This window comes from Sporofaciens sp. SGI.106 (assembly GCF_050314255.1).
Taxonomy (GTDB): Bacteria; Bacillota; Clostridia; order Lachnospirales; family Lachnospiraceae; genus Claveliimonas.
Genome location: NZ_JBNPMZ010000030.1, coordinates 1 through 25938 on the forward strand (window position 1 = coordinate 1; position 25938 = coordinate 25938).

22 protein-coding genes and 3 pseudogenes are annotated in these 25938 nt (G+C 34.9%); 5 read left to right on the forward strand and 20 right to left on the reverse strand.

All coding sequences use genetic code 11. From position 1 onward, the window contains the following. Positions 1–551 (forward strand): helix-turn-helix domain-containing protein (locus ACQRCC_RS14775; RefSeq protein ID WP_427851508.1); only part of this gene is annotated, 551 nt, incomplete at its 5' end. Between the two features lie 431 nt (positions 552–982). Here ACQRCC_RS14775 and dcm read toward each other — a convergent pair. The 3 genes and pseudogenes from dcm to ACQRCC_RS14790 form a co-directional block, all read right to left on the reverse strand. Beyond that, positions 983–2272: a DNA (cytosine-5-)-methyltransferase gene (dcm, locus tag ACQRCC_RS14780; protein WP_427851509.1), complete on the reverse strand. Its 1290-nt coding sequence runs from the start codon at positions 2270–2272 to the stop codon at positions 983–985. After that, positions 2269–3321, reverse strand: a complete 1053-nt coding sequence (locus ACQRCC_RS14785; protein ID WP_427851510.1) for a hypothetical protein — start codon at positions 3319–3321, stop codon at positions 2269–2271. The genes dcm and ACQRCC_RS14785 overlap by 4 nt, the downstream gene beginning before the upstream one ends. Before the next feature lie 225 nt (positions 3322–3546). Then, positions 3547–3873 (reverse strand): annotated as a pseudogene (locus tag ACQRCC_RS14790) (recombinase family protein); the annotation flags it as partial. A 1235-nt stretch (positions 3874–5108) separates the two neighbouring features. On the opposite strand from ACQRCC_RS14790, the gene mobV reads away from it, so the two are divergent. Together mobV and ACQRCC_RS14800 are read left to right on the forward strand one after the other, a co-directional pair. Then, the gene (gene mobV / locus ACQRCC_RS14795; RefSeq protein WP_427851511.1) at positions 5109–6224 is read left to right on the forward strand and encodes a MobV family relaxase; all 1116 of its coding nucleotides are present in this window, start codon (positions 5109–5111) and stop codon (positions 6222–6224) included. 348 nt (positions 6225–6572) lie between these two features. Then, positions 6573–8024: an ATP-dependent DNA helicase gene (locus tag ACQRCC_RS14800; RefSeq protein ID WP_427851512.1), complete on the forward strand. Its 1452-nt coding sequence runs from the start codon at positions 6573–6575 to the stop codon at positions 8022–8024. A gap of 196 nt (positions 8025–8220) precedes the next feature. Here the strand turns inward: ACQRCC_RS14800 and ACQRCC_RS14805 are convergent. The 17 genes and pseudogenes from ACQRCC_RS14805 to hxsD all read right to left on the reverse strand — a co-directional run. After that, positions 8221–8772, reverse strand: a pseudogene (locus ACQRCC_RS14805) (IS30 family transposase); the annotation flags it as partial. A 202-nt stretch (positions 8773–8974) separates the two neighbouring features. Continuing rightward, on the reverse strand, positions 8975–9412 hold the full coding sequence (locus ACQRCC_RS14810; RefSeq protein WP_427851513.1) for a hypothetical protein: 438 nt from the start codon (positions 9410–9412) through the stop codon (positions 8975–8977). 105 nt (positions 9413–9517) lie between these two features. Further along, complete coding sequence (locus tag ACQRCC_RS14815; RefSeq protein WP_427851514.1) at positions 9518–9835, reverse strand: hypothetical protein; 318 nt, start codon at positions 9833–9835, stop codon at positions 9518–9520. A gap of 645 nt (positions 9836–10480) precedes the next feature. Then, entirely contained in the window at positions 10481–10651 is a 171-nt protein-coding gene (locus ACQRCC_RS14820; RefSeq protein WP_427851515.1) for a hypothetical protein, read from the reverse strand. Positions 10652–10987: 336 nt separating this feature from the next. Next, positions 10988–11557 (reverse strand): rhomboid family intramembrane serine protease, encoded by a 570-nt coding sequence (locus ACQRCC_RS14825; protein ID WP_427851516.1) that lies wholly within the window; start codon positions 11555–11557, stop codon positions 10988–10990. Between the two features lie 362 nt (positions 11558–11919). After that, positions 11920–13089, reverse strand: a complete 1170-nt coding sequence (locus ACQRCC_RS14830; RefSeq protein WP_427851517.1) for a toxic anion resistance protein — start codon at positions 13087–13089, stop codon at positions 11920–11922. Between the two features lie 14 nt (positions 13090–13103). Next, positions 13104–13928, reverse strand: coding sequence for a toxic anion resistance protein (locus ACQRCC_RS14835; RefSeq protein WP_427851518.1), 825 nt, complete (start codon positions 13926–13928; stop codon positions 13104–13106). After that, positions 13925–15040: a 5-bromo-4-chloroindolyl phosphate hydrolysis family protein gene (locus tag ACQRCC_RS14840; RefSeq protein ID WP_427851519.1), complete on the reverse strand. Its 1116-nt coding sequence runs from the start codon at positions 15038–15040 to the stop codon at positions 13925–13927. Before ACQRCC_RS14840 ends, ACQRCC_RS14835 begins: the two co-directional genes overlap by 4 nt. A gap of 12 nt (positions 15041–15052) precedes the next feature. Beyond that, complete coding sequence (gene hxsA3 / locus ACQRCC_RS14845) at positions 15053–15598, reverse strand: His-Xaa-Ser repeat protein HxsA3 (protein ID WP_427851520.1); 546 nt, start codon at positions 15596–15598, stop codon at positions 15053–15055. Positions 15599–15600: 2 nt separating this feature from the next. After that, on the reverse strand, positions 15601–16965 hold the full coding sequence (locus ACQRCC_RS14850) for an MORN repeat-containing protein (RefSeq protein WP_427851521.1): 1365 nt from the start codon (positions 16963–16965) through the stop codon (positions 15601–15603). 2 nt (positions 16966–16967) lie between these two features. Then, positions 16968–18359: a His-Xaa-Ser system radical SAM maturase HxsB gene (gene hxsB / locus ACQRCC_RS14855; RefSeq protein WP_427851522.1), complete on the reverse strand. Its 1392-nt coding sequence runs from the start codon at positions 18357–18359 to the stop codon at positions 16968–16970. Beyond that, positions 18356–19462, reverse strand: a complete 1107-nt coding sequence (gene hxsC / locus ACQRCC_RS14860) for a His-Xaa-Ser system radical SAM maturase HxsC (protein WP_427851523.1) — start codon at positions 19460–19462, stop codon at positions 18356–18358. The genes hxsB and hxsC overlap by 4 nt, the downstream gene beginning before the upstream one ends. Beyond that, entirely contained in the window at positions 19453–20484 is a 1032-nt protein-coding gene (locus ACQRCC_RS14865) for a hypothetical protein (protein ID WP_427851524.1), read from the reverse strand. The genes hxsC and ACQRCC_RS14865 overlap by 10 nt, the downstream gene beginning before the upstream one ends. Positions 20485–20582: 98 nt before the next feature. Then, positions 20583–22154 carry a hypothetical protein gene (locus tag ACQRCC_RS14870; protein WP_427851525.1) on the reverse strand — a complete coding sequence of 524 codons (1572 nt, stop codon included), beginning with the start codon at positions 22152–22154 and terminating at the stop codon, positions 20583–20585. Further along, positions 22129–23568: an NAD(P)-binding protein gene (locus ACQRCC_RS14875; protein ID WP_427851526.1), complete on the reverse strand. Its 1440-nt coding sequence runs from the start codon at positions 23566–23568 to the stop codon at positions 22129–22131. The genes ACQRCC_RS14870 and ACQRCC_RS14875 overlap by 26 nt, the downstream gene beginning before the upstream one ends. Before the next feature lie 53 nt (positions 23569–23621). Next, a complete protein-coding gene (locus ACQRCC_RS14880; RefSeq protein ID WP_427851527.1) occupies positions 23622–23825 on the reverse strand; it encodes an HxsD-like protein in 204 nt (67 codons plus the stop codon). Continuing rightward, entirely contained in the window at positions 23822–24190 is a 369-nt protein-coding gene (hxsD, locus tag ACQRCC_RS14885) for a His-Xaa-Ser system protein HxsD (RefSeq protein WP_427851528.1), read from the reverse strand. The genes ACQRCC_RS14880 and hxsD overlap by 4 nt, the downstream gene beginning before the upstream one ends. A 656-nt stretch (positions 24191–24846) precedes the next feature. Between hxsD and ACQRCC_RS14890 the strand changes: the two genes are divergently transcribed. Together ACQRCC_RS14890 and ACQRCC_RS14895 are read left to right on the forward strand one after the other, a co-directional pair. Beyond that, positions 24847–25098 (forward strand): hypothetical protein, encoded by a 252-nt coding sequence (locus ACQRCC_RS14890; RefSeq protein ID WP_427851529.1) that lies wholly within the window; start codon positions 24847–24849, stop codon positions 25096–25098. A gap of 5 nt (positions 25099–25103) precedes the next feature. Further along, a pseudogene (locus ACQRCC_RS14895) lies at positions 25104–25938 on the forward strand (hypothetical protein); the annotation flags it as partial.

Genomic DNA, 25938 nt, shown 5'->3' on the forward strand with positions numbered 1-25938 from the left:
CTCAAGATGCAATAATTTTTAAAAATTTCAGATCCAGATATCATATGCGGCAAGTAGACATTGCAGATGCACTTGGTATACACGTAAGTACTGTAAGAAAAATAGAAACTGGAAATTTAAAAATTTCTAATTCAGTTTCAAGAAAAATGAAAGATTTTACCAAAAGAAATCTTATAGACATCAATAATATCGAATTACAAACAATCATTAAAGATACATATCTAATAGATGATGACGACAATACCCTACTGGAAGTATGTGATCATATCTCTAAGGATCTACTTACAATCCTCGATAATTTCGACGATCTGCACTATACCATTAAGTCGGAATATTTACATTTTGTATCGAGATTAATAAATGATGTGGCAGAATTGTGTACCTCCAAGCAGATACAACTGCAGTCTACATCTTATTCGCGGAGGTACATCGATCGTGGAGCAGACGAACTTGCCGATCATGTTAAAACCCACGAAACGAAAAGTGAAGACAACATAAAATCAATAACCGAAGAAAATAAAATCCGAAAAGAGAAAAATTCTCTTCTATAAAATGAGACCTCACTCCTCCGAGAAAGAAAAACTTAAAAAACCTCACAAATGCTAAATAGAACTTTTCTAAAATAAGTCACCGTTTGTCTGAAAAATGGTAATTTCTATGACCTTTCGAAAAATAGGTAACTCGATAAAAAAAAGCGGAACTTAGTTCCGCTTTTATCAAATAAATATCATAATCATATGTCATGAATCTCTACAAAATTTTCACTTGTTTTTCAGGGCTATTTGGGATTATACGAAAATGGGTGTAATCTCCAACCAAAGAAGTACAGATCATTTCGTATCCTCCTTGTCTCAGCATATTTTACTTACCCCTGTCAATTCTGACAAGGGCAAGTTATAAATTTACTTATGTTGCCGTCCCGCTCTCTGCTGATATAATACGGTTTTGGCATTCTGACACCGCCTTCCTATTCATTAACTGCTTATGGGCGACAGTCTAACCATCCCAAGGCATCCATATTGCTTTTCAGAAAGTCATAAACAACCGCTTCAATGACAGGAACCGAAACAGAGTTCCCAAACTGCTTATAAGCATAGCTATCCGTAGGATTGACAACAAAGCTGTCGGGAAATCCTTGAAGCCTTGCGCATTCACGCGGGGTTATTCGACGCGGGATATTGTTCTGTACGACCCCTAGGCGGTTTGCGTCCGATGAAGTCAAGGTAATTGAAATACTTTCGGGATCCAGAAATTTGAACACTTCAAAAGACATATTCCCGCATACAGGATTATATCTTCCGTTTTCCTCTTTCAAATATCCCTTTTCAATCAGAGAAGCAATGACCTCCAATATATCATTGTCCTTATAGAAGGTTTGTATTTGTTCTAAGGTTAGCTTTTTGCCGTCCTGTCGCGTGCCGAAATCATGCCTTCTTCTGTTTTGTATCAACAGATTCATAAACTTAATTTCAGCGGGTATACATTTTCCTTTCTTTCCAAGTTCCCATGAATGCAATGATTGACCGCCGCGATAATCTATCAATCTATACCCATTAAGTTTAGATAAATCATCGCCCATAACCGAACGAAGCTGCTCCGTAAATTCGGGGGAACAATAATACTTGTTAGGTACATTTGTTTCCAGTATTTCACCTACAGTACAAGTTTTTCTTTCGTCATTGTCAAAAATATTAAGCTGTCTATAATTGCTTTTGTATTTGTGGGAATCCGCCGCACCGTAGTTTGTTACAAGGTGCATAGCGGGCGTTGCTCCATATATACCCAAAATATAAAGCCTAACACGGTTTTGAGGTACTCCAAAATCAGAACTATTCAGAATTAGTTCCGTTGTGCCGTAACCTAAATCATGTAATTTTTGCATAATTGTTTCAAATGTGCGTCCCTCATCATGCGTCCGCAATCCTCGAACGTTTTCAAGCAGAAAAGCCTTTGGACGATATATTTCTAATATCCGCTCAATCTCAAAAAATAGCGTTCCTCGCGTGTCACCGAATCCGCGCCTTTTTCCTGCATATGAGAACGGCTGGCATGGGAACCCGGCAAGCAGAAAATCAAATGGTTCAATTTCTGTAATCTGCTTTATATCGCCTTGCGGTTTTTCCCCGAAGTTTAGTTCATACGTTTCACAAGCCTTTTCGTCAATTTCACTGGAAAGAACACACTTTGACTTAATTCCTATTTTTTCTAAAGCTTGCGCAGCGCCAAGACGAATGCCCCCAACACCCGCAAACAAATCAATATACTTTATCATCCAATCTTCTCCTTGATAAACTCCAAAAGCAAATTAAATTCTTCCGGAGTATAAGCTACTGTGCAATGGCTGTTATCACAAAGAACGCGAACAGCCGAAGTTCTGGAGAAGTTACCCGCGCCGTCAATTATGTATGCAATAAAATTCCTTGTACTTGTAATCTTTTCAAACCTATCCCGAGCCTGCCCGCCTTTTCTTTCAATGGTGCTATTTGTTGTTTCTTGAAACGTCACTTCAACAGCGACATATTTCTTATGACGGCTTGTATCATTTTTTCTGTCCACTACAACATCAAATGATGTCAATGTGGTTCCATCATTTTGCGTTACTCCAGGAATTGTGCCGTTGCTCTTGACGTTGTAATTATTGCCCAAGGCAGTAGCAAGATAAGAAACAACATACTGTTGTGCAACATTTCCTAAATCTGTGGCTGTTTTTCCTCTGATAATGCTACTGACGCGGATATAGTTTTTTCGCACAAAATCTTCAATCTTTCCATCGTCGCCCAAATACTCAAAAGGTGTACACTTGAAAAGAATTGCTCTTGTGCTTGCGTTTGTTGTTGCCGCACCGTACATTAACATCATAATAATATCTTTGCATAATGCTTTGTCGCAGCTGTTACCCGTGAGGTTTTCAACGGTATCTATTTTCATGCGTTTGTTGTTCAGAACACCGTTGACAGGCAATGAAGCAAAGGTATAGCTTTTTTTGCCCGCGCCTATATCATATTCAAGTTTCCCTGTCGGAAACATATCGGCGAAGTTCTTATTAACACGCTGTAAAGGTTCACTCCCGAAATCAGTCAATACTACCAAATGCTTTAGGAAAAGGTTATAAGCAAAATTTGAAGCGTCCAATATCTCAAATAGATTATTAGCGTTGTTTTTATCTGTCAATTTCAAAATGGAAATAAACTTTTCTTGCGTGTCTAAAAGCGTATGAAGGATACTAATTTTCTGCGCTTCTTCACGGACTTCACGCGGCCACCACTTGCAAGCGTGCTGTTCCAGTTCCTCTAATGTCCTTTCATATCTATCATCATTCATGGCTTGCACCCCCGTAATTCTATCTTGACCCAAACCTTTCGCCCTGAAAGAAACAATAAGTCATGTTGCATTATACCACAAAGCCGTCCGGTTCTCAACAGACAATCTTTGAATTTTCTGTGGTATCTTTCAGTATCGGCTTGTAGATTTAAGCGACAAATAAGCGACAAAATAGCACAATAAAACGGCTAAAGTCCTTTATTTTCAAGGGTTTTAGCTGTTTTATATATTCTCTTTCTCAAAATAGACCTCAATGCCTTTATCCTTCAGCTTTCGGATGGTGGTCAGGCTGTCCACCGTGTTTCGTGCAAATCGGCTTACCGACTTGGTAATGATGAGGTCAATCTTACCATCAAGGGCATCTTCCACCATCTGATTAAAGCCGTCACGCTTTTTGGTGTTCGTGGCGGTGATACCCTCATCCGAGTACATCCCGACAAACTCCCAATCCTCATGACCTTCGATGTAGGTCTTGTAGTAGGTCATCTGCGCCTCGTAGCTTGTTGCCTGTTCCTCACGATCCGTGGATACTCGTGCATATCCGGCTAGTTGTATTAAACTGCGTGGGACTATGTTCCCCTGCAAATGTGTAATGTAATCCGTTCATGTTCATACCTCCGTGTAAATGTAGTTTTTCCATGACAATAGATCACATTCAGTTTATGCCTCCTTGCCACATTGATAACCTTATAATACAAGACATGATTTATATAATCATAGAAAATTACTATATCATTGACCGTCGATACATCGACTGTCCCAGAATAAGTTTTCCCAATATGCTTTTTAAACAAAAAATGGGATAGTGCCTTACCATTTGAAAACAATTCACCTTACATGACGCTTTCCATATTTCTAATGTCATCTTTTACATGGTATATTTACTTAATGCCTTCTTAATATGACATATTTTCAGCATTGTGTCACCTTAATGTGACACTTTTATGTCATTTTTATACCTGCTTAATCTGACATATTTATAGTGTTGTCACCTTAACCTGTCACTCTTATGTCTTTTTTGTACCACCTTTACGTGGTATGTTTCTGCATCTGTACAACAATGTCACCTTAATCTGGTATTTTATACATTTTTTCATGTCACCTTTACGTGGTATGTTTTCACATCTAAGTATAAATGTCATCTTAATGTGGTATATTTACATATTTTTAGTGTCATCTTAATGTGACATATTTCTATTACTGTGCCACCTTAATCTGTCATATTTATATGTTTTCATACCAACTTAACATGGTATTTTTACTAAAAGAGTACAGTGCCACCTTAATGTGTTATTTTTCGTATTCTTGATACCGCCTTTACGTGGTATGTTTTTGCATTTATAACCATCTTTACTTGACATTCTTTCTGTGTCTTAGCAGCTAAGAACATCCATACCACTCCATGTGGTTCCTTTATGATCCATTTTAGGTTCATTTTTATCTATTACTCTGCCAGCGTATGTGGTATTTTTGCAACATTTTTGTTTCTTATGGCATTTATATTATTTTGGAGGCTGCATATTTATACTGTATATTTATTATTTTATTCTCTCACTTTCTTGCGAAATCTATGATTTTTTATTGATTATTTTTAATACACCTATTTTTGAGTGCTTTTTCCCAGTTGGAAAAGGCATTTTTAATGTGTATAACATACTATGCATCAGTTTTTCCAACTCTTTTCCAACCCTTTTCCAATTCTTTTCCAACCCTTTTCCAACTGCGTTTTTATTTGACCTTTTTTATCATATTATAATCGAAAAAATAAAAAGGAAGGGATGTATAATATGGCTTATTGTTTTATGCATATTCAAAAAGTAAAATCATACGGTACCTTAACATCTAAGTACAATCACAACTACCGCATTGCCGATGTGAAAAATGCGGACAAAGAAAACGAATCTCTTAACGAAGAAATCATCTGTCTCCCAAACGGGAAAACATACATTGATGTCTGTCGTGAACGAATCAAAGAGATTGAAAAAAACACCGGACGCAAAGTCAGAAAAGATGCAGTCTTAGCATATGAGATTGTAACAACCTTTTCTAGGTCTGCTTTTATCAATGTCGATGAGTGGAAGAAAGCGAATGAGAAATGGATGAAAGAAACCTTTGATAAAGCTCCCGATGGGAAGAGTAATGTAATCAGTATGGTGTATCATGCCGATGAAGCTGGCAATGTTCATTGTCACACCCTGGTGCTCCCCATCAATGAAAAGGGTTACTTGTCTGCGCGTTCGTTCATTAACGGTTCTAAAGAAATGACAAAGCTCCAGGATAGCTATGCAAAAGCAATGGAAGAAGTGGGCCTTGAACGCGGGCAAAAAGGCAGCATCGCGACACATAAAAATATCCGTCGTCTGTATGCAGACCTAAACAATCTCCTGGAAAATATACCTGAACCAGAAGAAAATGAATCAGCCTTGTCGTACAAGGAACGCATTCTGGAGGATATTAAAAATATGAGGGCTTCCAATTTACGGGAATGTGACGAAAGGATTCAGAAAGCTGACAGGAGAATTACAGAAAGCTATATGAAACAAAAGCAAATCATTCAAAAAGAAGCAGATGATATGGTAGCACTTGCTCATGCAGAAGTCGAACGAATCAAAAGAGAGAATATCATATTAGAAAAGAAAATGAATGAATTACAGAATGGAAACAAGGAGTTAAGACTTGAAAAAATGGAGCTTGAACAATCCGTTCTGGACCTTCGTGAAATGCAAAATCAATTAAATGAATATTGCAAACGTCGAAATACAGAATTAAAGCGCATGAAGTTACTCCAAGACCGGTTAGATAAATTGTTCGCTACTGATCCAGAGGAACATCGAAAAATCATGGATATTTTAAATCACACCGCGTCAAAAAATAGAGATGATACTTTTTTTGACAATAGATAAGCCAAAAAAGCGGAACTTAGTTCCGCTTTCTATGCGCCCATTATACACTTTCTTTAAAACAAATCATTCCATCATCTTTTTATTTATCTATCATTTTAAAAAAATATCATATTGTTATTGAGGAAATTGTTAATAAGCAATGTTCTGCTGTGAAAGCGAACTTTTCTTGTGCCAAAAACAAAGCATTTCCCAAATCATATAAAATAATCTTAATAGCAAGCAAAAAGAATGACAAACCAAAATATGATTCTAAATTGGAAAACAGTGAGATGATATTGAAAAAATTAGAAATAAAACAAATAGAAATCAACATTTTCTGAAGAATAAAATCACAGGAGGAAGAAAATCATGCTAACAAAAGGACAAAAAAAAGCTATGCAGGCACTTAACTCCGGATGTAATGTTTTCCTGTCCGGAGAAGCTGGAACAGGTAAATCTTATGTATTGACCCAGTTTCTAAGAGAAATATCTGACACAAAAAATGTATTGGTGTGTGCACCTACGGGGATAGCAGCCATAAATATACATGGATCCACACTACACAGAGTGTTTCAGATCCCATTAGGCCCTATTTCCCCTACCACTAATCCACTTAAAATCTCCGGTCCACTGGAAAAAGCTGATGTAATCGTAATCGATGAAATTTCCATGTGTCGATTTGACATTTTTGAATTTGTTGCAAAATCCATAAAAAGAGCGGAAGCCAAAGCACAGAAAAAATCACCAAGTAAAACTACAAAAAAACAGTTAATTGTTGCGGGTGATTTTTTCCAACTCCCACCAGTTATGACCCAAAAAGACCGTCTAATTCTTGAGACATATTGGGATATGGATATTGGAGATGGATTTGCTTTCGAAGCACCAATGTGGGAAAATTTTGATTTTGCTTCAATTATTTTGAACGAGGTTGTCCGCCAAAAAGACGATGTTGAATTTGTGACAAAATTAAACCAACTGCGATGCGGAAACAAATCTGGAATAGAATGGATCAATATCCACGCAACACCGAAAAAACAGAAAAGCATACATCTTTGTGGAACCAACAAAATGGCGGAAGATATTAACATGCGTGAATCTAAGAAACTAACAGGAAAATCCAGTACTTACTGCTCAGATATTTCCGGGTCAGTAAACCCTACAGACAAGCCGACCACAGATAAATTAACCCTCAAGGTCGGGATGCAGGTCATGACCCTTGTTAACGATTCTAAAAACCGTTACCAAAACGGAAGCATAGGAATTATTACATCATTGCATGACGACACGGTAGATGTCAGTTTCGCCAAGGGCGAAAACGTAGAAATAACTCCACATACCTGGGAAATAATAGATTACAAGATTACAACGGGAAATGAAAAAAGCAAAGTTGAAGAAGTTGTTGTGGGAACCTTCCGCCAGTTGCCATTGAGAATTGCCTATGCCATCACGATTCATAAATCTCAGGGACAGACTTATGATGCAGCTAATCTATCGCCATATTGTTTCGCACCCGGACAACTGTACGTTGCTTTATCCAGGCTCACATCCATCAAGGGTCTGCATTTATGTGGACAAATAATGCCACAATATCTTATCACATCGCAAGAAGTGTTAGATTTTTATGCAAGCATTGAAAATACTGGTATTCCAGAATCAGAACAGGCTTTGGAAAAGAAATCTGTCAAAAATTCAAAACGTGGGGGTGCTAGGGTTGGTGCCGGACGAAAACAAAAATATGGTGTAGAAACATGTACAATCCGTATTCCCATATCTGCAAAAAAAGATGTTTTGGCATTTCTCGCGAGCCGCAAATGGGATTGACACGAGTTTTGCGAAAGTCTCAGTCATTACTAATATTTTAAAAAAGCGGAACTAAGTTCCGCTTTTCTCTTCAAAAGTAATATCAGGATGTCTATCTAAATACTTTTTCCGATAACGATAGAATGTTCTTTTTTTGCAAGATTAAATTCCACCCCTGACGGTAGTGTTTATGAATCCGGATGGCGGTCCGATCAGCTTATTTTTTCAGCAGATATGGTGTTAGATTGATCTCAATAGCGGGGATTTCCTTTATGCCGAGCTTAGCTAAGGTGTCTCCACCGTAAAGGAAGCTGAACGACTGGTTTGCAGACTGGTCGTTCAGCTTTTTTCTTGTGTAGGAATTAATGTGACTCATCAGGAGAGACACATCGTCCTGGGTTAAGTTGTCAAATGATGTCTTCTTCGGAAGGACCCGGCGGATCATCTCATGACATACTTCACAGCCACCTTTCTGGTTAGAACGCTGTGGATCACAGTAGAATACACGCGTTCTTCTCTCGCCATCGCCATTAAACTCACTGCCTAAAGGATCGGTAAATTCACTTCCACGGTCAGTTATGATCACTGGAAATAATTCAGTGAATTTCTCGTGCCCTAAAAGGACCTAGAGCTGATTGAATATATCTGTTACAGAGCGTGCAGTGTTAGCATCACGTATAAATGCCAGCATAAGATTACAACTCTGAAAGAAGATGGTCAGAAAGACCTTTCCGCCCTTTCTTCCTTCAACAGAGTCCATAAGCATCACAATACCACCTCAGACATTGATTATTTTTAATCACTTTTAATATATGTGACGGTTTTAGGATAAAAAATGTGTCTTATTATATAAGGGAGTACCGAGCACGTCTCGCCCGGGGAATTGCCTCCGGATCCGGAAGGGCGGCAGCTACTCCTGTCACAAACAAAAAGGGGGGCGACCTATTTAGGCGCCCCGCATCCCGTGTTGATTACGATGTAATATTGTCATCATCAATCTCCTGTTCTGACATTTCAACATATTCATCAAAAAGAGCATCTAATACGACAATAAACTTCTCAGCGCCTTCTTGATCATTTACCATTTCATTTACCGACCAGCCGTCTATAAATTTGTGCCAAAACACCCATCCTGCCATATTACATGCTTCTCTAATAATATCAAGCATGATTTTCTCAATCACATTCTGGAACTCCATCACATTCTTAGTTGGCAACTTTTGATATAATTCTAATGGCGATTTATTCTCTTCCAGTTTACAATCATACATTTCTTTCATAACAGACAGCACAATATTTTGGCTTTCTTCCGGCATCTTTAGATATTCCCATAATACCTCTATCACATTTATATCCGTATCCCTGCGCAAAGGCGGAAATTGAATTAATTCAGATTTTTTACTCTTCACTGTAATCTTCTCCTCTACTACTCCAAAAACAATCATCCATACAGTACACGCATTTCCGGATACAAAAGCGGAACTAAGTTCCGCTTTTGATCTCCTTTTATGACATTACTGAGCAGACTGTAATGATGCTTCTGGGAAAATTTCAGCAAAATCATGTTCCACTTTTCCAGTTCCAAAACTCATAACCAAAAACTTGTACATTCTTTCCATCCGTTCCCACTTCTTCTTTGTATCATATTTTACAGGATAATGGATTTCCATAAAATCTTCTCCCGCCTCATACGTTAACCCCAAACCATCTGGAATCAGTGGATATGGCTGGATATCATCTGCCCGGATTACCATATCATCTTCGGTTATAGTAATCCTAATTGTCTTACCATTATAAATTCCTTCAAAAATTTCATTTTCAAAACCTTGCATATTCTTGCCCTCCTGTTATTATTCATCATCTAACTTCTCGAACCAAATTTTGTTAATCTTGTTCCTATTATTTTACCTTATTATATCCATGCACGAATTTATTTTACTTCCCCCCTTGGATTTCTCTCGAGAAGTTATGTCTATAGTATATAATATATTGCTCTAGTTCATTTTTTTGCACAGGAGTTTTCTCTTATTTATGTTAATGCTCACCAAGATAAACCTATAAATAAAAGGGATGCTGTACTAATAATTGTCCAACATTCTTAACTTCCAGTGATTTTTACACTCAAACATAGAAACACCGGAGACTCATGTGTTGTGAGACTCCGGCGTTAATCATCTTACACCTGTGTTATTTTCAAATATCTCCTTCAGGATACGCCCATAGGTATCATTACATTCATCCTCTGTATTGATTGCTCTCATAGCATCGACGAGCCCCTGATATTTCCAGGAGCAATCTTTATGAGCAAGATATTTTATAGAATCACTGGCGGCTAACGCCAAGCATCCAGCAATAGAATCACTTTCTAAAAATAGGTAACTCAACAAAAAAGCGGAACTAAGTTCCGCTTTTTCAGACTGCAAACAAAGTCGGGATGCTACATTTTTCAAACTCAACGAAATATTCTTTTCTCAAAATCACACATTTCTTTCCACATCGCACACCAGACGTTCATAATCCAGAAACCCACGAATATACATTTCCCGGCTGATATAGGCTTCTATTGCGTGTCTTGCCGATATGATTCGGTCAATGAGCGTCCATAACTCATGCCCGTAGTTATCTATATACGGCTTCAATTCATCCATCGTCTGCTCACATTCTCCTTCCAATTCAATGTTGTCATCTATATATTGTATCTTACTAGTCTTTTATGCATTGTATTTAGTGTATTCATTCTTAATATTCCACCTATCCCACAAGAAATTAAGCGTTTTTATAGACAAAGTATAGACGTTCCAACAATCTCGATCTCGCTGGTTACTCTCATAGTAATCCTTAAATAGTCTCCAATTAATTTGACACTTTTCGAAAAGATGCGTGTTTATTGTATACGTATAGTACCAAATTAAAAAAATACTAATTACAAAACTTAGTTGGTGTTAAGGTAAGATTAAAAAATCTATATGTCGTTTACTTTTTCATTACATTTTATTCTTATTAAACTGATAGCCAATAATAGCACCAATTATCCCCCCAATTATATGAGTCATTTGCGAAATATCATCCTCTTTTGTGATTCCCGCACAAACTTGCTGTCCAACAAAAACAATTCCAACAAGTATGAAAGTAAGCGGTATCTCACCTTCTTTAAATCCCGCAAAGGATGACAATACAATAAACGCAAATACAACTCCACTAGCTCCATAAAGAGCAGTGTTCGGCAAAAAAATATAATTAATTCCACCCGTTATGATAGCAGTAACTACAATAACTTTTATCAATCTCAAAGAACCATATTTTTCCTCCAAAAGTGGTCCTAACAACAATAAGTAAGTTACATTACCAGTAAAGTGATTCCATCCGTCATGTCCAAATACATGTGTTAGAAATCGAATATACGTTAACGGATCTTTTAAAGACGAATGGTATGTCATAAAAAGAAGGCTTGTACTATCTCCATGTGTGATAATTCCCAACACAGTTGCCACAAAACATATCAACACAAACCCCAATGTTACTGGTGCATTAAATGATATTTTTACTTTTTGCATGTTCTTCCTTTCTGTATATTACGCTCAGCGAGAGCTTACTGCACGTTATTTCAGTGCATCTTTTCCGTCCGAGAGTGCACTTTACAAAAAGACGGCCATTTTGAGTCTGGCCCCGCAAAACCGCCCCTGGGTTCCCCTCCAGCCTCAATTCTGCAGGAAAATTGCCTGCTGAAACACAAAAATCAAGATATAATCAAGAAAAAATAGACTAATGTATTAAATTTCGGTCTATTGAGCAGGTCGGCAAGTGTGCACCATATAACCAGAAAGATTGCACTTAATCACCGAGAAGTTAGCTCACAGTGAACGAATATGTATTTCTTTCAAAAGTGGAGATGTTTCTATCCCCTCCATTACACATACTATTGTCTATATTTTGACTCAAGCATTGCCTGTTTCAAATTTTCCTCAATTTTCACTAACTCTTCCTGGGCTTTCAAACGTTTAGTAGCGCCTTGTTCATGTATTTTTACAACCTCATTAACAGAAGAGATTAAATTGTTACTACAAACCCGAAGTGTTTCAATATCTACAATTGGTCTTTCTACTTCTTTTGCTGTTTCAATAGTAGCCATCTTTAATGTTTCTGAATTTCTACGTAATAAATCATTTGTTTTATCTGAAAGTGTTGCCTGAGCTTCCAAAGCTCGCTTAGAGTGTTCTATTCCTAATGACAATACTAATTGATTTCTCCATAAAGGAATAGTATTAGCCAACGATGACTGAATCTTATCCAACATCTCTCGATCGTTATTCTGAAGCATACGAACTTGAGGTGCCGATTGAATTGCAAGTACCCTTGTTAATTCCAAATCTGAGATTTTCTTTTCAAATCTGTAACACAAATCTTCAAAATCTTTATATGCTTGAACATCTTCTTGCATGTTTGTCCGATCAGCTCTACTTCTCAACTCAACTAATTTCCCATTTTTCGCATTATTCAATGCCTTTTTTCCAGCAATGATATACATTGTCAATTCTTTATAGTACTGAACATTTAACTCATACATCTGCTGATACATTGCAACATCTTGAATCAATATATTCTGATGCGACCTCAAATCCTTCTCGATCCGATCTACATTGCTTTCTGCTTTAGAATAATTTATCCTAATAGACTCAACACCTCTTTTAGCTTTTTGGAATATTCCAAGAATCCCCTTTTTCTCCGGCTCAGTTGTTGCATCCAAGGCAATTGTCAATTCTTTTAAAGAAGATCCTACATCTCCCAAATCATATGTTTTAACCTTTTTCAAAATAGTAACCGAAAAATCAGAAATATTTTGTTGTGCAGCCATTCCATATTTTACAACCTGATCCACATCAGAAATGTCAATTTCACTAGCAAACTGATCAACCATATTTCGCTCATCATCAGAAAGCATAGACTCATCAATCGTTCCCGCAGAGTATCCTGTTTGTTTACTTGTACCCACTGCTGGTTGCATTATCGGTGTATCATCTAATAGATTTCTTTTTGATGAATCTGGACTAAGTGTTAAAATTGTTTTTCCTTGATTTTCATTGTTCACTTTCTTTTCTCCTTTCATGATGAAATGTACTTCAATTCTTTTCTAATATCGGTATCTATAACTTCCATACTTGACAAAATTTTCAACTCTTCAACTAATTCTTGATTAACTTGATCTTGATTATAGCCGTTGATAACATTTATAAATGAATTCATTTGGCTTTTCCATATTGGAATTGTACGTGAAACAATAACCATTATTCGTTCAACCATACGCTTATCATTATCTCGAAGCATCTTTACCTGAGATAATGTTTGCATAGAAATAATACAAGAAAGATTTAAATCATTTATCTTTTGTTCCAAACGGCTATACCACTGCGTAATGTCTTCCGATAAAAAATCTAAATTCTCTTTAATAACATCATCCTTTTTATATTTATCCAAAATTTCCTTTCCATTATCCAAAGCTTTTTTTAATTCCAATCCACATTGTTCTAATCGCATTTCCATACATTCAAGCAAATTAATTTCTTTTAACATATGTGCTTCCTGCAACTTTAATTCAACTGATAATTTGTCAGTATACATTATAGTTGAATTATAATATTCCAATAATACGGATTTTGGTATAGCCTTCTTTGATTTATGTAATCTGCATCTTTTCTCTTGCTTTGAAATATCAAATTTCTTTAATTCATCAAGTATATTATTTATCGTAATTTCTATGTCATATCCTTGTTTAAAAAATGAACAACTTATCTCCTTCGATATTTCACTAAGTTTTTGTTGTTCCGTACTTCCGTAGAACGAAAGTAATTCGTGATTACCAATAACCAAACTTCCCTGCAACAAAGAAATCAGATTATCTATACACTCATTTACTGTATTTTTTTTCATAATGACTGTTCCTGTGCAATAAGTGCTTCCATAGAGGAAACATCACTTGCAATATCTAATTCTTGTTCCTCATAAAATTGATTTAGAATTCCTTCAAATGACACAATAAGCATATCAATTGCTCGTTCAATATCTTTCTTAACATTTCTAATACTATCTCCTTCAATTTCCTTTTCATCAACATCTATGTATGTGGACAAAAGCTTGTCGGCCGTTGGAAGATAGTAATTTAATAACATACCTAATTTTCCAGACTGTCTCGGATTTAAATCTACCTCTCGAAAAATAGTCTTAACTATTTTTTCCATATGATCAAGTTTTAAAGAAATCTCTTTATCATTTATGATTGCATTACTGTCATGAATTTTATTTATATAACTCTGACCGACATCTAAAATTTTCTGTATTTCTTCAGATCGTTCTTCTATTCTAGTACGTTCTTCTATTATCTTTTTATAATATCGATCATATACAGGTCTGTTTTCCTGATATTTTTTAAACATTTCATCCGATGCAATAAATACAAGGTTTTCTGTAGAAAAATGTCCCTGAGGAATCAGTTTCTGCTTTACCGCAATCGAAAGATCATTTACAACTCTAGAATAAGAAAAGGATGTATATTTACAAATATCGTCGATTATTTCTATATTTTTATATTTCAATAATTCGAAATACTTTTTATATCTCCTAGCAAATCTAATAGCACTAGAAGCCCAAATTATTAGACTTATATTAATAATAAACACTAACACAGTTGTACCCAAAAAACTCATGCTATATATTTCATATTTATCTGAGTAGATATGCATACCAAAACCCATTACTGCAATATATAAATATACTAATAAAAAAACAGTACATATTCCTATCATCCACCAATAACTGTCTGTTTTAGGATATTCAAAAACATACTGCATTCTACGAAATCCAGTACTAGGAAGTTCTTCTAGTTTCTGACCAATGTCTGAATACTCTCCCTTTTGTATACCATTTATTACAATTGTTGCCGCTTGTAAAGGTTCTTGTTTGTAATCAATTTTTATCGGCTTCACCTTTTCCTTCACTATTACATCATCGTTTTTCTTAGAAAAACTATTTTTAAAAAAATCCATGAGATAACCCCCTTATTCAATAGGATCTGTTGAAGGCGGAGTATTCGTTTCCATCGCATTCATCTTACTTGTTACCGTTGATGCTGGAACCGCAAAAGACGGAAGAATACTGGAAATGGGCGTTCCATTTGGTAACTGAATATTTTGATTTATTTCAGGCAATCCTAATGTATCCGCTGACATCTCTACAGGCGGTACAGAAATTTGCGGAACATTCGTAGCTGCTGGTGCAGAATAGATGACATCCCCCTCTGCACTATATCTAGAGTTTGAATGTGAACCTGTATTTGAATGTGAAGTATGACTTTGATGACTCTGATGACTCTCGTGGCTCCCATGATTGCTGTGACTATTTCCATGTGTTCCAGATCTATGAGAACTATGCGATCTATGAGAACTATGCGATCTATGCGCAGCCAAAGCGTCAAATGTCATCAAACTTCCTAAAATAATAATCATTGTCCCTAATGCCAAAAGCTTATTACCAGGGATATTACCCTCTTCGTCTTCTATTAAATTTTCTATACTTTTTTGAAATTCCGGAAATAATTTATCCATAATTACTCATACACCTTTACACATTTTCCATTTAACCAATCAGTTTTATAGTACTCCGACTCTGACACATAATATATACATTCACCCTCAGGTTGACCGTTCCTAAATTCTCCTGTAATCATATATCCCGTTTCCGATGGAGAATAAGTATAACATCCACTTCCGTTCATTTTATCTTCAGCCCAATCACCTGTGTAAGACGCTCCACTTATCCATTCATATGTTCCCTGTCCAGCTTTCTGATTATTCCATACATTGCCACTATATTTATCACCATTGCTATACATAATTTGAGCTTGTCCATTTAATTTTCCTTCTGACATACCTCCAGAATAGGTTGTTCCATTCTTTAGCGTCATCACTACGGCAACCGGTTCCCCTTTTTCTATAGTAAACGTATATTCTCCAAAATCATTTAACACGTGATAGGAACCTTCAATAAAAATATTGTTTTCAAAAGTACCTGTTGCATAGTTACCTATGGAGTACGTATATGTTCCCGTTCCAGACATATCATCATTAATCCACTCACCATCATACGAAGCACCTATTTTCCAAGTATATATGCCCTTACCAGATCGTTTATCATTTACTATTTCCCCAGAATATTCATCTCCATTAGAAAATGTCATAGTACCCGAACCGCTAATTCCATTTTTGTCACAATCGCCAACATAACGGGTACCATCCTTATAAACTATTTCAGCACTACTAATTTCTCTGTTATCAAAATTTACAACATATTTTCCAGTTTCATTTTCAAATTCACATATACCTTTCTTAAAACGATTATTTTCAAATGTTCCTGTATACACAACTCTATCAGCAACAGTGTATATACCTTGACCATTCATTTTGTCATCTTTCCATTCGCCATCATATATATCGCCATCATTCCATGAAAAGACACCCGATCCGCTCTTTTTCCCTGATAAAAACTCTCCCTCGTAGGTTCCAGCAATAGGATCTTTTAAGTTTCCGAGTCCCTCCATATTATCAGTATCCCACTCACCTTTATACATTGCACCAGTGTCATATATGAACTCTCCAGTTCCATCAAAAAATCCGAAATCCAGCTCTCCAGTATACGTCCCCTTAGTAGTAGATACATAGCCATTTAATTGGTACTTGTATTCTCTCATCACACGTTTATGTATTTTTTGTTCAACTATTGTATTAAGAATAATACTCGTAACACATGCTTCAACTAATGCTATACACACAACCCCCATAACAAATCTATTTTTTCTTTTTTTTGTTACTTTCCTATACTCTTCTTCAGGAAGAATTTTTTCATTATTGTCATTGGTCATTTCCACCAATATCTCATCTTGTATTGAAGAATTTTTCTTTTTATCATTTGTCATTGCTAATTACTCCATGAATGCAGTATTTGCATTATTATATCGTCGTTTTCTTGAAACATTGTAAATAATTTGTCTAATATTCCAGAATATATCTTACACCTATAACCATAAGGTGTCTTTTCTAAAATATCCCCATTAGAAGCAAAACTTACCACGGGACAAGTTCCACAATATGGCTGATAAACGCAATCACAACAGGACGGAAGCGTTTCCAACATACTTGATTCACATACCGCCCTACACGTCCCTGTTTTTATAATCGATTGATATGTGCTCTCCATTACATTTCCTAAACAGAAAGAAGAATCACCCATCTCATGCAACATTCTTCCTTCATCGCAAGTAAATATATTACCATCGGCATAATAAGCCAGCTGTCCAATTCCTGCACCACAAGGAGATCGTAGTTCCATATAGTTCACAAAATATCCAGAAATCCGTTTTAACAATATTGCCGCATGCTCCTCTTTAAAAAACACTCCACGTTTATTTATCTGAATCGCAACATCCAATGCCTTTATATAAAAATGCAAAAATTCCTCTGCTGAATAACCAATTTCCTGCCAATTGACTGTTGCTTTTCCCAACGGAGTCAAAGGTCTTATAAAGATGCTATCAAATCCAAGATTACAATAAGTCTCTACAATTTCTCTTGGATACTTTAGTGATTCCTTAGTTGTCGTTTGTATTGCTCCCACATATATTCCTGCTTTGCGGAGCTTATTAAGAGAGGATATCACATCTTTAAAAGTTGAGGTTCCGTCTTTATATGGTCTATTGTAGTTATGAAGTTGTTCATTCCCATCAATAGATGTAGAAACACCCACTCTAAATTCTTTAAAGAACTCAATCATTTCTGAATTTAGCAAAGTAAGATTTGAAACAACATTATAGTTTACTAGATGATAGCCTTTATGCTCTTCTGTATATTCAACTATATATTTAATTATTTTGAAATTCAGCAATGGCTCTCCTCCCTGAAACTCAAATGTCAGGTGCTTAGCTGGTGATTGGAGGGCTATATTAACTGCTTTTTCTGCCATTTCTTTATTCATGAAAAGATTCGAACAATTTGTTCCATTATTAGCTTGACAATACACACACCCCATATTACATGCAGTTGTTACAACAAATATATGCAGTGATGCAGACATGTTTAAATGGTTTTTTACTACTCTAAGATCATATCGATTTATATTTGAAAATGACAACTCAGTTTCTTCGTAAATCATACGATGCTCCAGTAATCTCTTTTCTAATAATGAACCTTTTCCTACTTTTTGTTTTACTAAATTGCCAAATTCCTCTTCTTCAACAAACATGTAATCACCAAAGTCATTTGTTAAAAGAACTTGTTTTCCTAACGATTTAAAATTAAAATAATTCAGTTTCATATGATTGCCTTTAACTCATCTTTTTCCATATTTATAGTTCCCGCAAAAACGCCACCGCATACTTTTTTATAATCGCAAATTTCACAGACCTCCCCAAAACGCACTTTATTCGGAGATATGCTTTTCTCACAGATCATCCAAAAAGAAGGGTCCACTGTACACAATGGGAAATTGTATAATTTAACATCAATCCCATAGCTAATTAATTTCTTTATTGCTTCTGATGCAAAAGAAAAAGCTTCCTTATACGAAATCCAAAGGCGTTCTTTATTTTTATAAGCATTTCCGGTCATCTCCATAGCAATAACACTAATATATTCAATTTGAGGCATTTCTCTAATTATAAAATTTGACAATTTGTCAAGATCTGTACAATTCATTTTTGAAATTACAATTCGCACCTCAATGCGGATTCCATATCTTAATAATCTCTTTATACCTAATACAGTTTGCTCAAAACTACCTTTTGTTTGAGTTATAGAATCATGTATCTCTGCATCAGAGCCATGAATTGGAATCGCAATAATACTGTTACTTGGTAATGACTTTCGTAAAAGCTTTGCATATTTATCAATTGAGAAAATCCTTCCATTTGTCAAGAACAGAAATTCTGTTCTTGGAAACTTGTCCCTTAACAGTGACACAAAATCAAAAATAGGTTCACCGCTTAAAAAAGGTTCACCTCCAGTAATCGTTAAATGCGAGGTGTCTGATGGAATATGTTTTGCAAACGTAATCAATTTTTCAAGTTCAATATCTTCCCCATATTTTCTCGAGCACTCAGGTGAAGGACACATAATGCAATTAGAATTACATTTTCCTGTAATAAAAAAATAGTTGTCAATGGATGTTGTATCAAATCTTAAGAACAATCTTCCATCTGGCCATATTTCATAGATATCATAATTGCTACGAACAGATAGTTCTTGAATCAGTTCATAATCTATTTCTAAATTGACATCTTCTGGAAAAAGAAATAGGCTTTTATCATTAATAAAAATAAAATCCAAATTATCGCAAATTAAATCTTTCTTTGTATTTTCATCCAAAGCCAATGATACAATTTTAAATCCTTGAGTATAATTTTTTATTTTTAACCCCATGACATAATTCTCCAAAAGCACCAATAGCTGATAAATCCTAAAGCAATAAACGCTGCAAACGGAATTTTCTTTACAATTGTTACGGTTTCAATTTTTCTTCCCTTAGCCCATCTCTTAACACTCTCGACCTCATCATTAGTAAGCCTATCGCCAAGATCTTCAGACGAAATCTTCGGAAGTCCTCTAACTCTTGAATTCTGCATCATAACCGTTTCACCCATTGTCAAAATCATCCCTCTCTTTAATTCATTTATCGGAATTTTTTCATATAGATTTGTTTTTATTGTCATTTGGCAAACGAGGAGTATCACCACTAAAATATAATTTTCTGGATAAATGGAAAAAGGAATACTTTTTAAAACAACTGCCAAAACGATGTCTACAATAATAAGAGGAATGAAAAAAATGCCTTTTCTAAATATTGAATACTTTCCAACACCCCACGAAAGTGCTATACAAATAATTCGGGTAACCCAGACAGGAACTATTACCCCAACCGTATTCAATAAATTTAATAATAAATTGACAGCACTGATATAAACGAGGGCAGTAAAGAAAGATCGGGTAAACATCAGCAAATATCCTTTTATATATTCACCAGTCATTTCACTTTTCTTCCTAAAAAGCGCACATATTGATGAAACAAGAAGATATATATATCCTCCAAAAATAGCAATTCCTACTGTAAAAACAACTGTAATTAAACTATTTGCGTAACTTATATAGCATTTTGCAGGATAAATAAGCGATAATACAATTATTAGTTTACAATCTCCCCCCGCAAAACAGTTTGTATAAAACAAAAATAAACTAGTAATAGTAACAACAATGATATTCATTAAAAACGGTGCAATCATTTCTCGACAGAAAAACCCATAATAAATAATATCCATGCATATTCCAAATATTAAAAAGACAACTAATGTTTTATTATAAACCATTCCGTCAACCAAATCACTTTTAATAACCGTAGCCGATAAGAATATTATAACTAGCAGATACAATATTTCAATCCAACTCATTATTTATACTCCAATTCAATCAAAATAATTTCCATCCCTAAAGGTTTTGTTCCACACTAATCCACTATTCATGAAGCCTTCCCTTACATATGTGTACTTTAACATTCTTTAGTACATTTAATTCTTCCAAAAAGTACTATGACTATCGGAATTAAAAGAATGCTGTTAAAATAAAAATACCGATGGCTTGGACCAGAAAGCAAACACATTGTCAATAAATCATATGATAATATAGCAAGTATAAACGGGAGGAACGAATAATCATGAATAGAGCTTAAAAATACAACAATACCTAAATATATCGCTATCATAGTCCCTATGTTCCACGTAAAAATAGAGCCCACTATAGTATCACTTATATTAATAATTAAATCTGTTATCCTCCTGCATATTACATTTTGCTGTTCCTTAATTCCATAATCATTAGATTCAATATATACCCAAGTTTTCCATTCGCATTCCCCTACAATTTGCCATACAACTCTAGTATTTTCCCTTAATGACTCAAATGTTGATTGCGGGCACAACCTAATTGTCGAAACAAACATCTTCAAAATGTGCCTCAAAGACTCATCCTCAAACAAGTAAATACCTCCAAAATCCCATTTACAGGAATCCCACTCTCCAACTATATACTTTTCTTTCCATTCTCTATCTTCTGCTATGTTTTCGAGGAAATTTTTGACATCTATTGGGATATTCTCATAGTCATCAACATATGAGTTAACCATCGCAGCCATTGGAACACCTACCATTTCCCCCACAACATTAGTATGTTGCTTAATCCCTAATGTTGAAAACATCGGACCTTCAACCAATAACAAAAGAAAAATACTTAAAAACAAAATCCGCAGAAATTGCTGGTATCTACAATAATATACAACACCAAGTAATATAACGTATGGAAACACTAGAAAGATGGCATTGTGACGAACTAAAGATAAAAATAAAATCTCAACTATAAGTATAATCCTGCATTTTTTTGTTTTTACCCATTCACCTCTTGAACAAATTATTCTTAAATTTGTTCTTAACATCCACACTGTTCCAATTGCAAACGGAACATCTTTTATCAAACACACATTATTCATGGCTATCGCAGGATTAATACCAATAAATAACGCTCCTAAATACAAAAGATATGTTGGCACACCACACATATATATATCGCAAAATAAAAGTGATATCGATAAAGAAAACACTACCAATTGAATCAAGATACAAAATGCCATATCATCAATTATTCTTGTTATTAACCAATATATCATAGTTGTTAAAACAGGATGCCAATTATTCCAAGCCATTAACCCGTGCACTTGATCCCATTGACCATAAGAATCCAAATTAAATCCACCTGGAAAATACGCAAACCAATATATCAATTGTATTAAAAATACCAACAAGAAAATCGACATAAACAACCATATTCTTTCATCATTTCGCCCCATACTCCAAGTAATTTCTTTCAGCGATATAGCATCTTTAATACTATTTGAAAATCTTTTAAAAACAAAACTTATTATAATTATTAATATAGGAATGATCCAAAAAAACCTTACAGTATTACATAAACTGAAATATATTACGAAACTAAAATACGTTGAACCAAACAATATCACGCAATTCTGAAGTATATTCCCTTTATTACCTTTCAATGTATTCTTGATCATTATTAACACTCCAAATATCTTCCTTGTTACTCTTTTTCCCAAGAATAATAGACGCAGTTACTATTCCAGTCATCATTGAATGATCCATATTATTGTAATGGTGTTGTCCATTTCTTCCTATACAATACAAATTATCCAAATTATTAATCCATTCTTTTACAGTGTTTAATTCACAATACTGATCAATATATATTGGATAAGCCTTCGGTATTCTCTTCACCATGTAATTAATTGGTTTTACCTCCCCGATCAAAAACTTATGCTCAATCAAATCCCGGAACGCTTCCTTGATAATCTTTTCATCAGTCATTTTCCATAATCGTTCACTTTCAAAACAATAATACTCTAATTCCAACACAAAGTTTTCGTTACTGCCACTCATTTTTGAGGACCAGTTATTTAACAATTGAATTCTTCCAAAACCTATATCAGGATCTTGAACATAAACCCAACAATCATTATTATATTTACATAGTGCTTCTCCCAAATTTTTTTTTGATATTTCCAGAGCAACTATGATCATATCTCTATAATGTAGACCTTTAGCTATATTCCTGATAACTGATGATGTATTATTCAGCATAAAAATCAAATCACGCAATGGTAAAGAAGAAATTATAATATCTGAATTAACGTTACATATTCGATTGTTTTTCCTATATGTCAAACGCTCCACCCTAGATTCAGAACCATATATAGCTGTCACCTCTGCACCAAGTAAAATTTCTCCACCTAATTTTAATACTTTCTTTGCCAATTCATCCCAAAACTGGCCAGAACCATATGATGGATATTTGAATTGACAACTAAATGATCTACACGAATTATTTCTTTTAAAACACGGAAAAGCATTTTTTAACATTGCCAAAATCGAAACACCTTGAACGCGTTGCGCACCCCAATTCGGTGATAAATCTTTTGCCGGAATTCCCCATAGTTTATAAGTATATTGTTTAAAAAACATTTGATAGAGCTTCTCACCAAACTGATTTATGTAAAAATCTTCCAAGGAATTAATTTTACGTTTTTTCATTTTAGCTTTTAAATAACTAGCAATAATAAATAATGCATCAAAAACACCCAATTTTCGAATCGTAGGCATACTTAATTGTATTGGATACTCATACATTTTACCCTCATAAAACACGTGAGAGACTCGTCTTCGATTAAGCATTCCACCTTCTTTTTCCGGCAAAACCTCATTCCATATCTTATTAATGTACGGCTGCTTTGAAAAAAACCTATGACCACCAATATCCACACGATTGCCAGAAAAACAGTATGTCTTTGACAAGCCTCCTACCAAAGATTCTTTTTCAAATACTTTCACTTCATATTCTGAAGAATGCGTAAGTATTTCATATGCTACTGTCAAACCAGCTGGACCCGCTCCAATTATTGCTATTGTTTTCATAATTTCCTCTTATGATGTATTGCTACGGCATAAAGTATTGTTTGACAGAAAACTCATTTTGAATTCTCTAATCCGATTAAATAATTTTCAAATTCTTTAATCGTCAAACGCTCTTCATATATACAATCCGAAAACTGCAATATCCAATAGTTACTTGAAAATTCAATCCTTATTTTTGCAAGACGAGAATATACTTTTTGGGTGTATTTAATATTTTTCTCTGAAAATATTTCCGAGTTTAATTGCAAAGTAATCATTCTTTAAACCAATCCTTTAGTATTTCATCTTCAGAAAATTTTTCGTTTTCAACTTCCAACTCATCAAAACTTTCATTAATTATTACACTAGATGCCATTGCTCGCGCAAGTAAAAGTTCCCTAATGTTCTTCGTTTGTTTGTATACTTCATGCCGTACACTTTGAGCTAGCATCTCATTTATAAAGCACTTTTCAGAAACAACACTACAATTATCTTTAGGAGAAATTGAAACGTAATAGTACTCTTCATCCCCATCTAAATGAATATATGCTACATCTGTAAAATTGTACGCTGCCTTTAGCAACGCAGTTTTCGAATATAATGCTTTGCTAAACTTGAGCATTTCTTCAAATTGTATTTGCATAATATAACTATTCTCCTTTTAATTGACGATTTAATCCCCGGAATCCTACGGTTTTACTGCGTTTTAAAGATTCGATCAAATAATGTCTATTTTCATAAATGAAATCACTTTTATTCAATACCTTACCCTATATTCTCAAATAATATATTATCATTAAAAAATGCTAAATTAAGAAGTATCTATCAAAAATAAATCATGATAAGCTAGCAAAAATGAAAACAAATAGTCTATAAATCTAAGCAATTATATTATACATCATGAACTAATAAATGTCGAAAGAATTCGACCACAAAATAATACACCCTAAATAAATCAAACAAAGACGTATCCTTTAAGGATATAGCAAATTCCCATACAAGGATTTTCAATTATTGATCAAGAGTGCTATGCACCGTATAGCCAAGACCCTTAAAAACACATTTTACGCAACACTTTATAGATATTCAATGCAATTTTTAACATCTCCCTTATTTTCCCTTAATGCGTTCATAAAATTACATCAGTTAAAATTATTTGAAAAATATTCCCTTATTTTTCACTTTTTATTTTAAAATAATATATAATATATTTAAATTATTATATATTATTTTAAATATATTATTAACCATTAAAACCCAAAGTGCTACTATATACTCAAATAGGAAGGAGGATTCCCTATGAAAAAGCAGGCAAAAGAAAGCAAGCACGACAAATTCGTTAGACTTGCCGAAGCCAGAACAAATAAAATAATTGATACTATACAGCTCCTTGGCAATTGTTCAAACACTTCTGTTTACGAATATACACAAGATGAAGTTGAGGAGATTTTCCAAGCAATCGAACAGGTACTGCAAGAAGCTAAAAAGAAATTTACAAAGGTAGAATCTGAAAAATCAACCAGATTTACCCTGAGCAAACACAAGAGGTGAGAGATATGTTCAATCTTACGCAGAAATGGAACTTTCCTTCAAATAACTACGGTCAGATTTTTGGTATTGCAGATTCTGGCGTTGAAACTTTCAAAGGCACTCCGATCAAGTCTTTAGCAAGAGAAATATGCCAGAACTCATTGGATGCAGCACTCAATAACGGCAAGCCTACTCGTATCGAATTCAAAATGTTTGAAATAGACCCTCGTAAAACTCCTGATTACAGTAGCTTAGAAGATGCTCTTAAACATGCTTTGGATTTTTGGTCACAACAAAAATCCACCAAAGCCAAAACATTTTTTAAACAGGCGCTTGATGTTATTCATAAACCATCAGTCACTTGCCTAAGAATCAGTGATTTTAACACCTCCGGTCTTGTTGGATCTCGTGAAGAATATAATTCCCCTTGGTGTAATTTAACAAAATCTTCAGGTGCATCCGATAAATCCGGCAGTCATGGCGGATCTTTTGGCATTGGTAAATTTGCACCGTATGCCTGTTCTGCTCTCAGAACAGTTTTCTATAGCACCAGTGATAAAGAAGGCGTTTGTGCATCTCAAGGCGTTTCCAGACTAACCTCATTCAAGAATAAAAAGAATGAAATCACTCAGGGAACAGGTTTTTATGGCAATGATAAAAATAGTCCTATGTATAAACAATATTCCTTAGACCCTACTTATTCTCGCAGTCCCGATAATTCTGGCACCGACATTTACATAGTTGCATTTACCGGAGATGACGGCTGGCAACATCAGATGGTTGCTTCCATTTTAGATGGCTTCCTGTATGCCGTTTATAATGGCACTCTGGTAGTAGATGTTGACGGAACCATTATCAGTA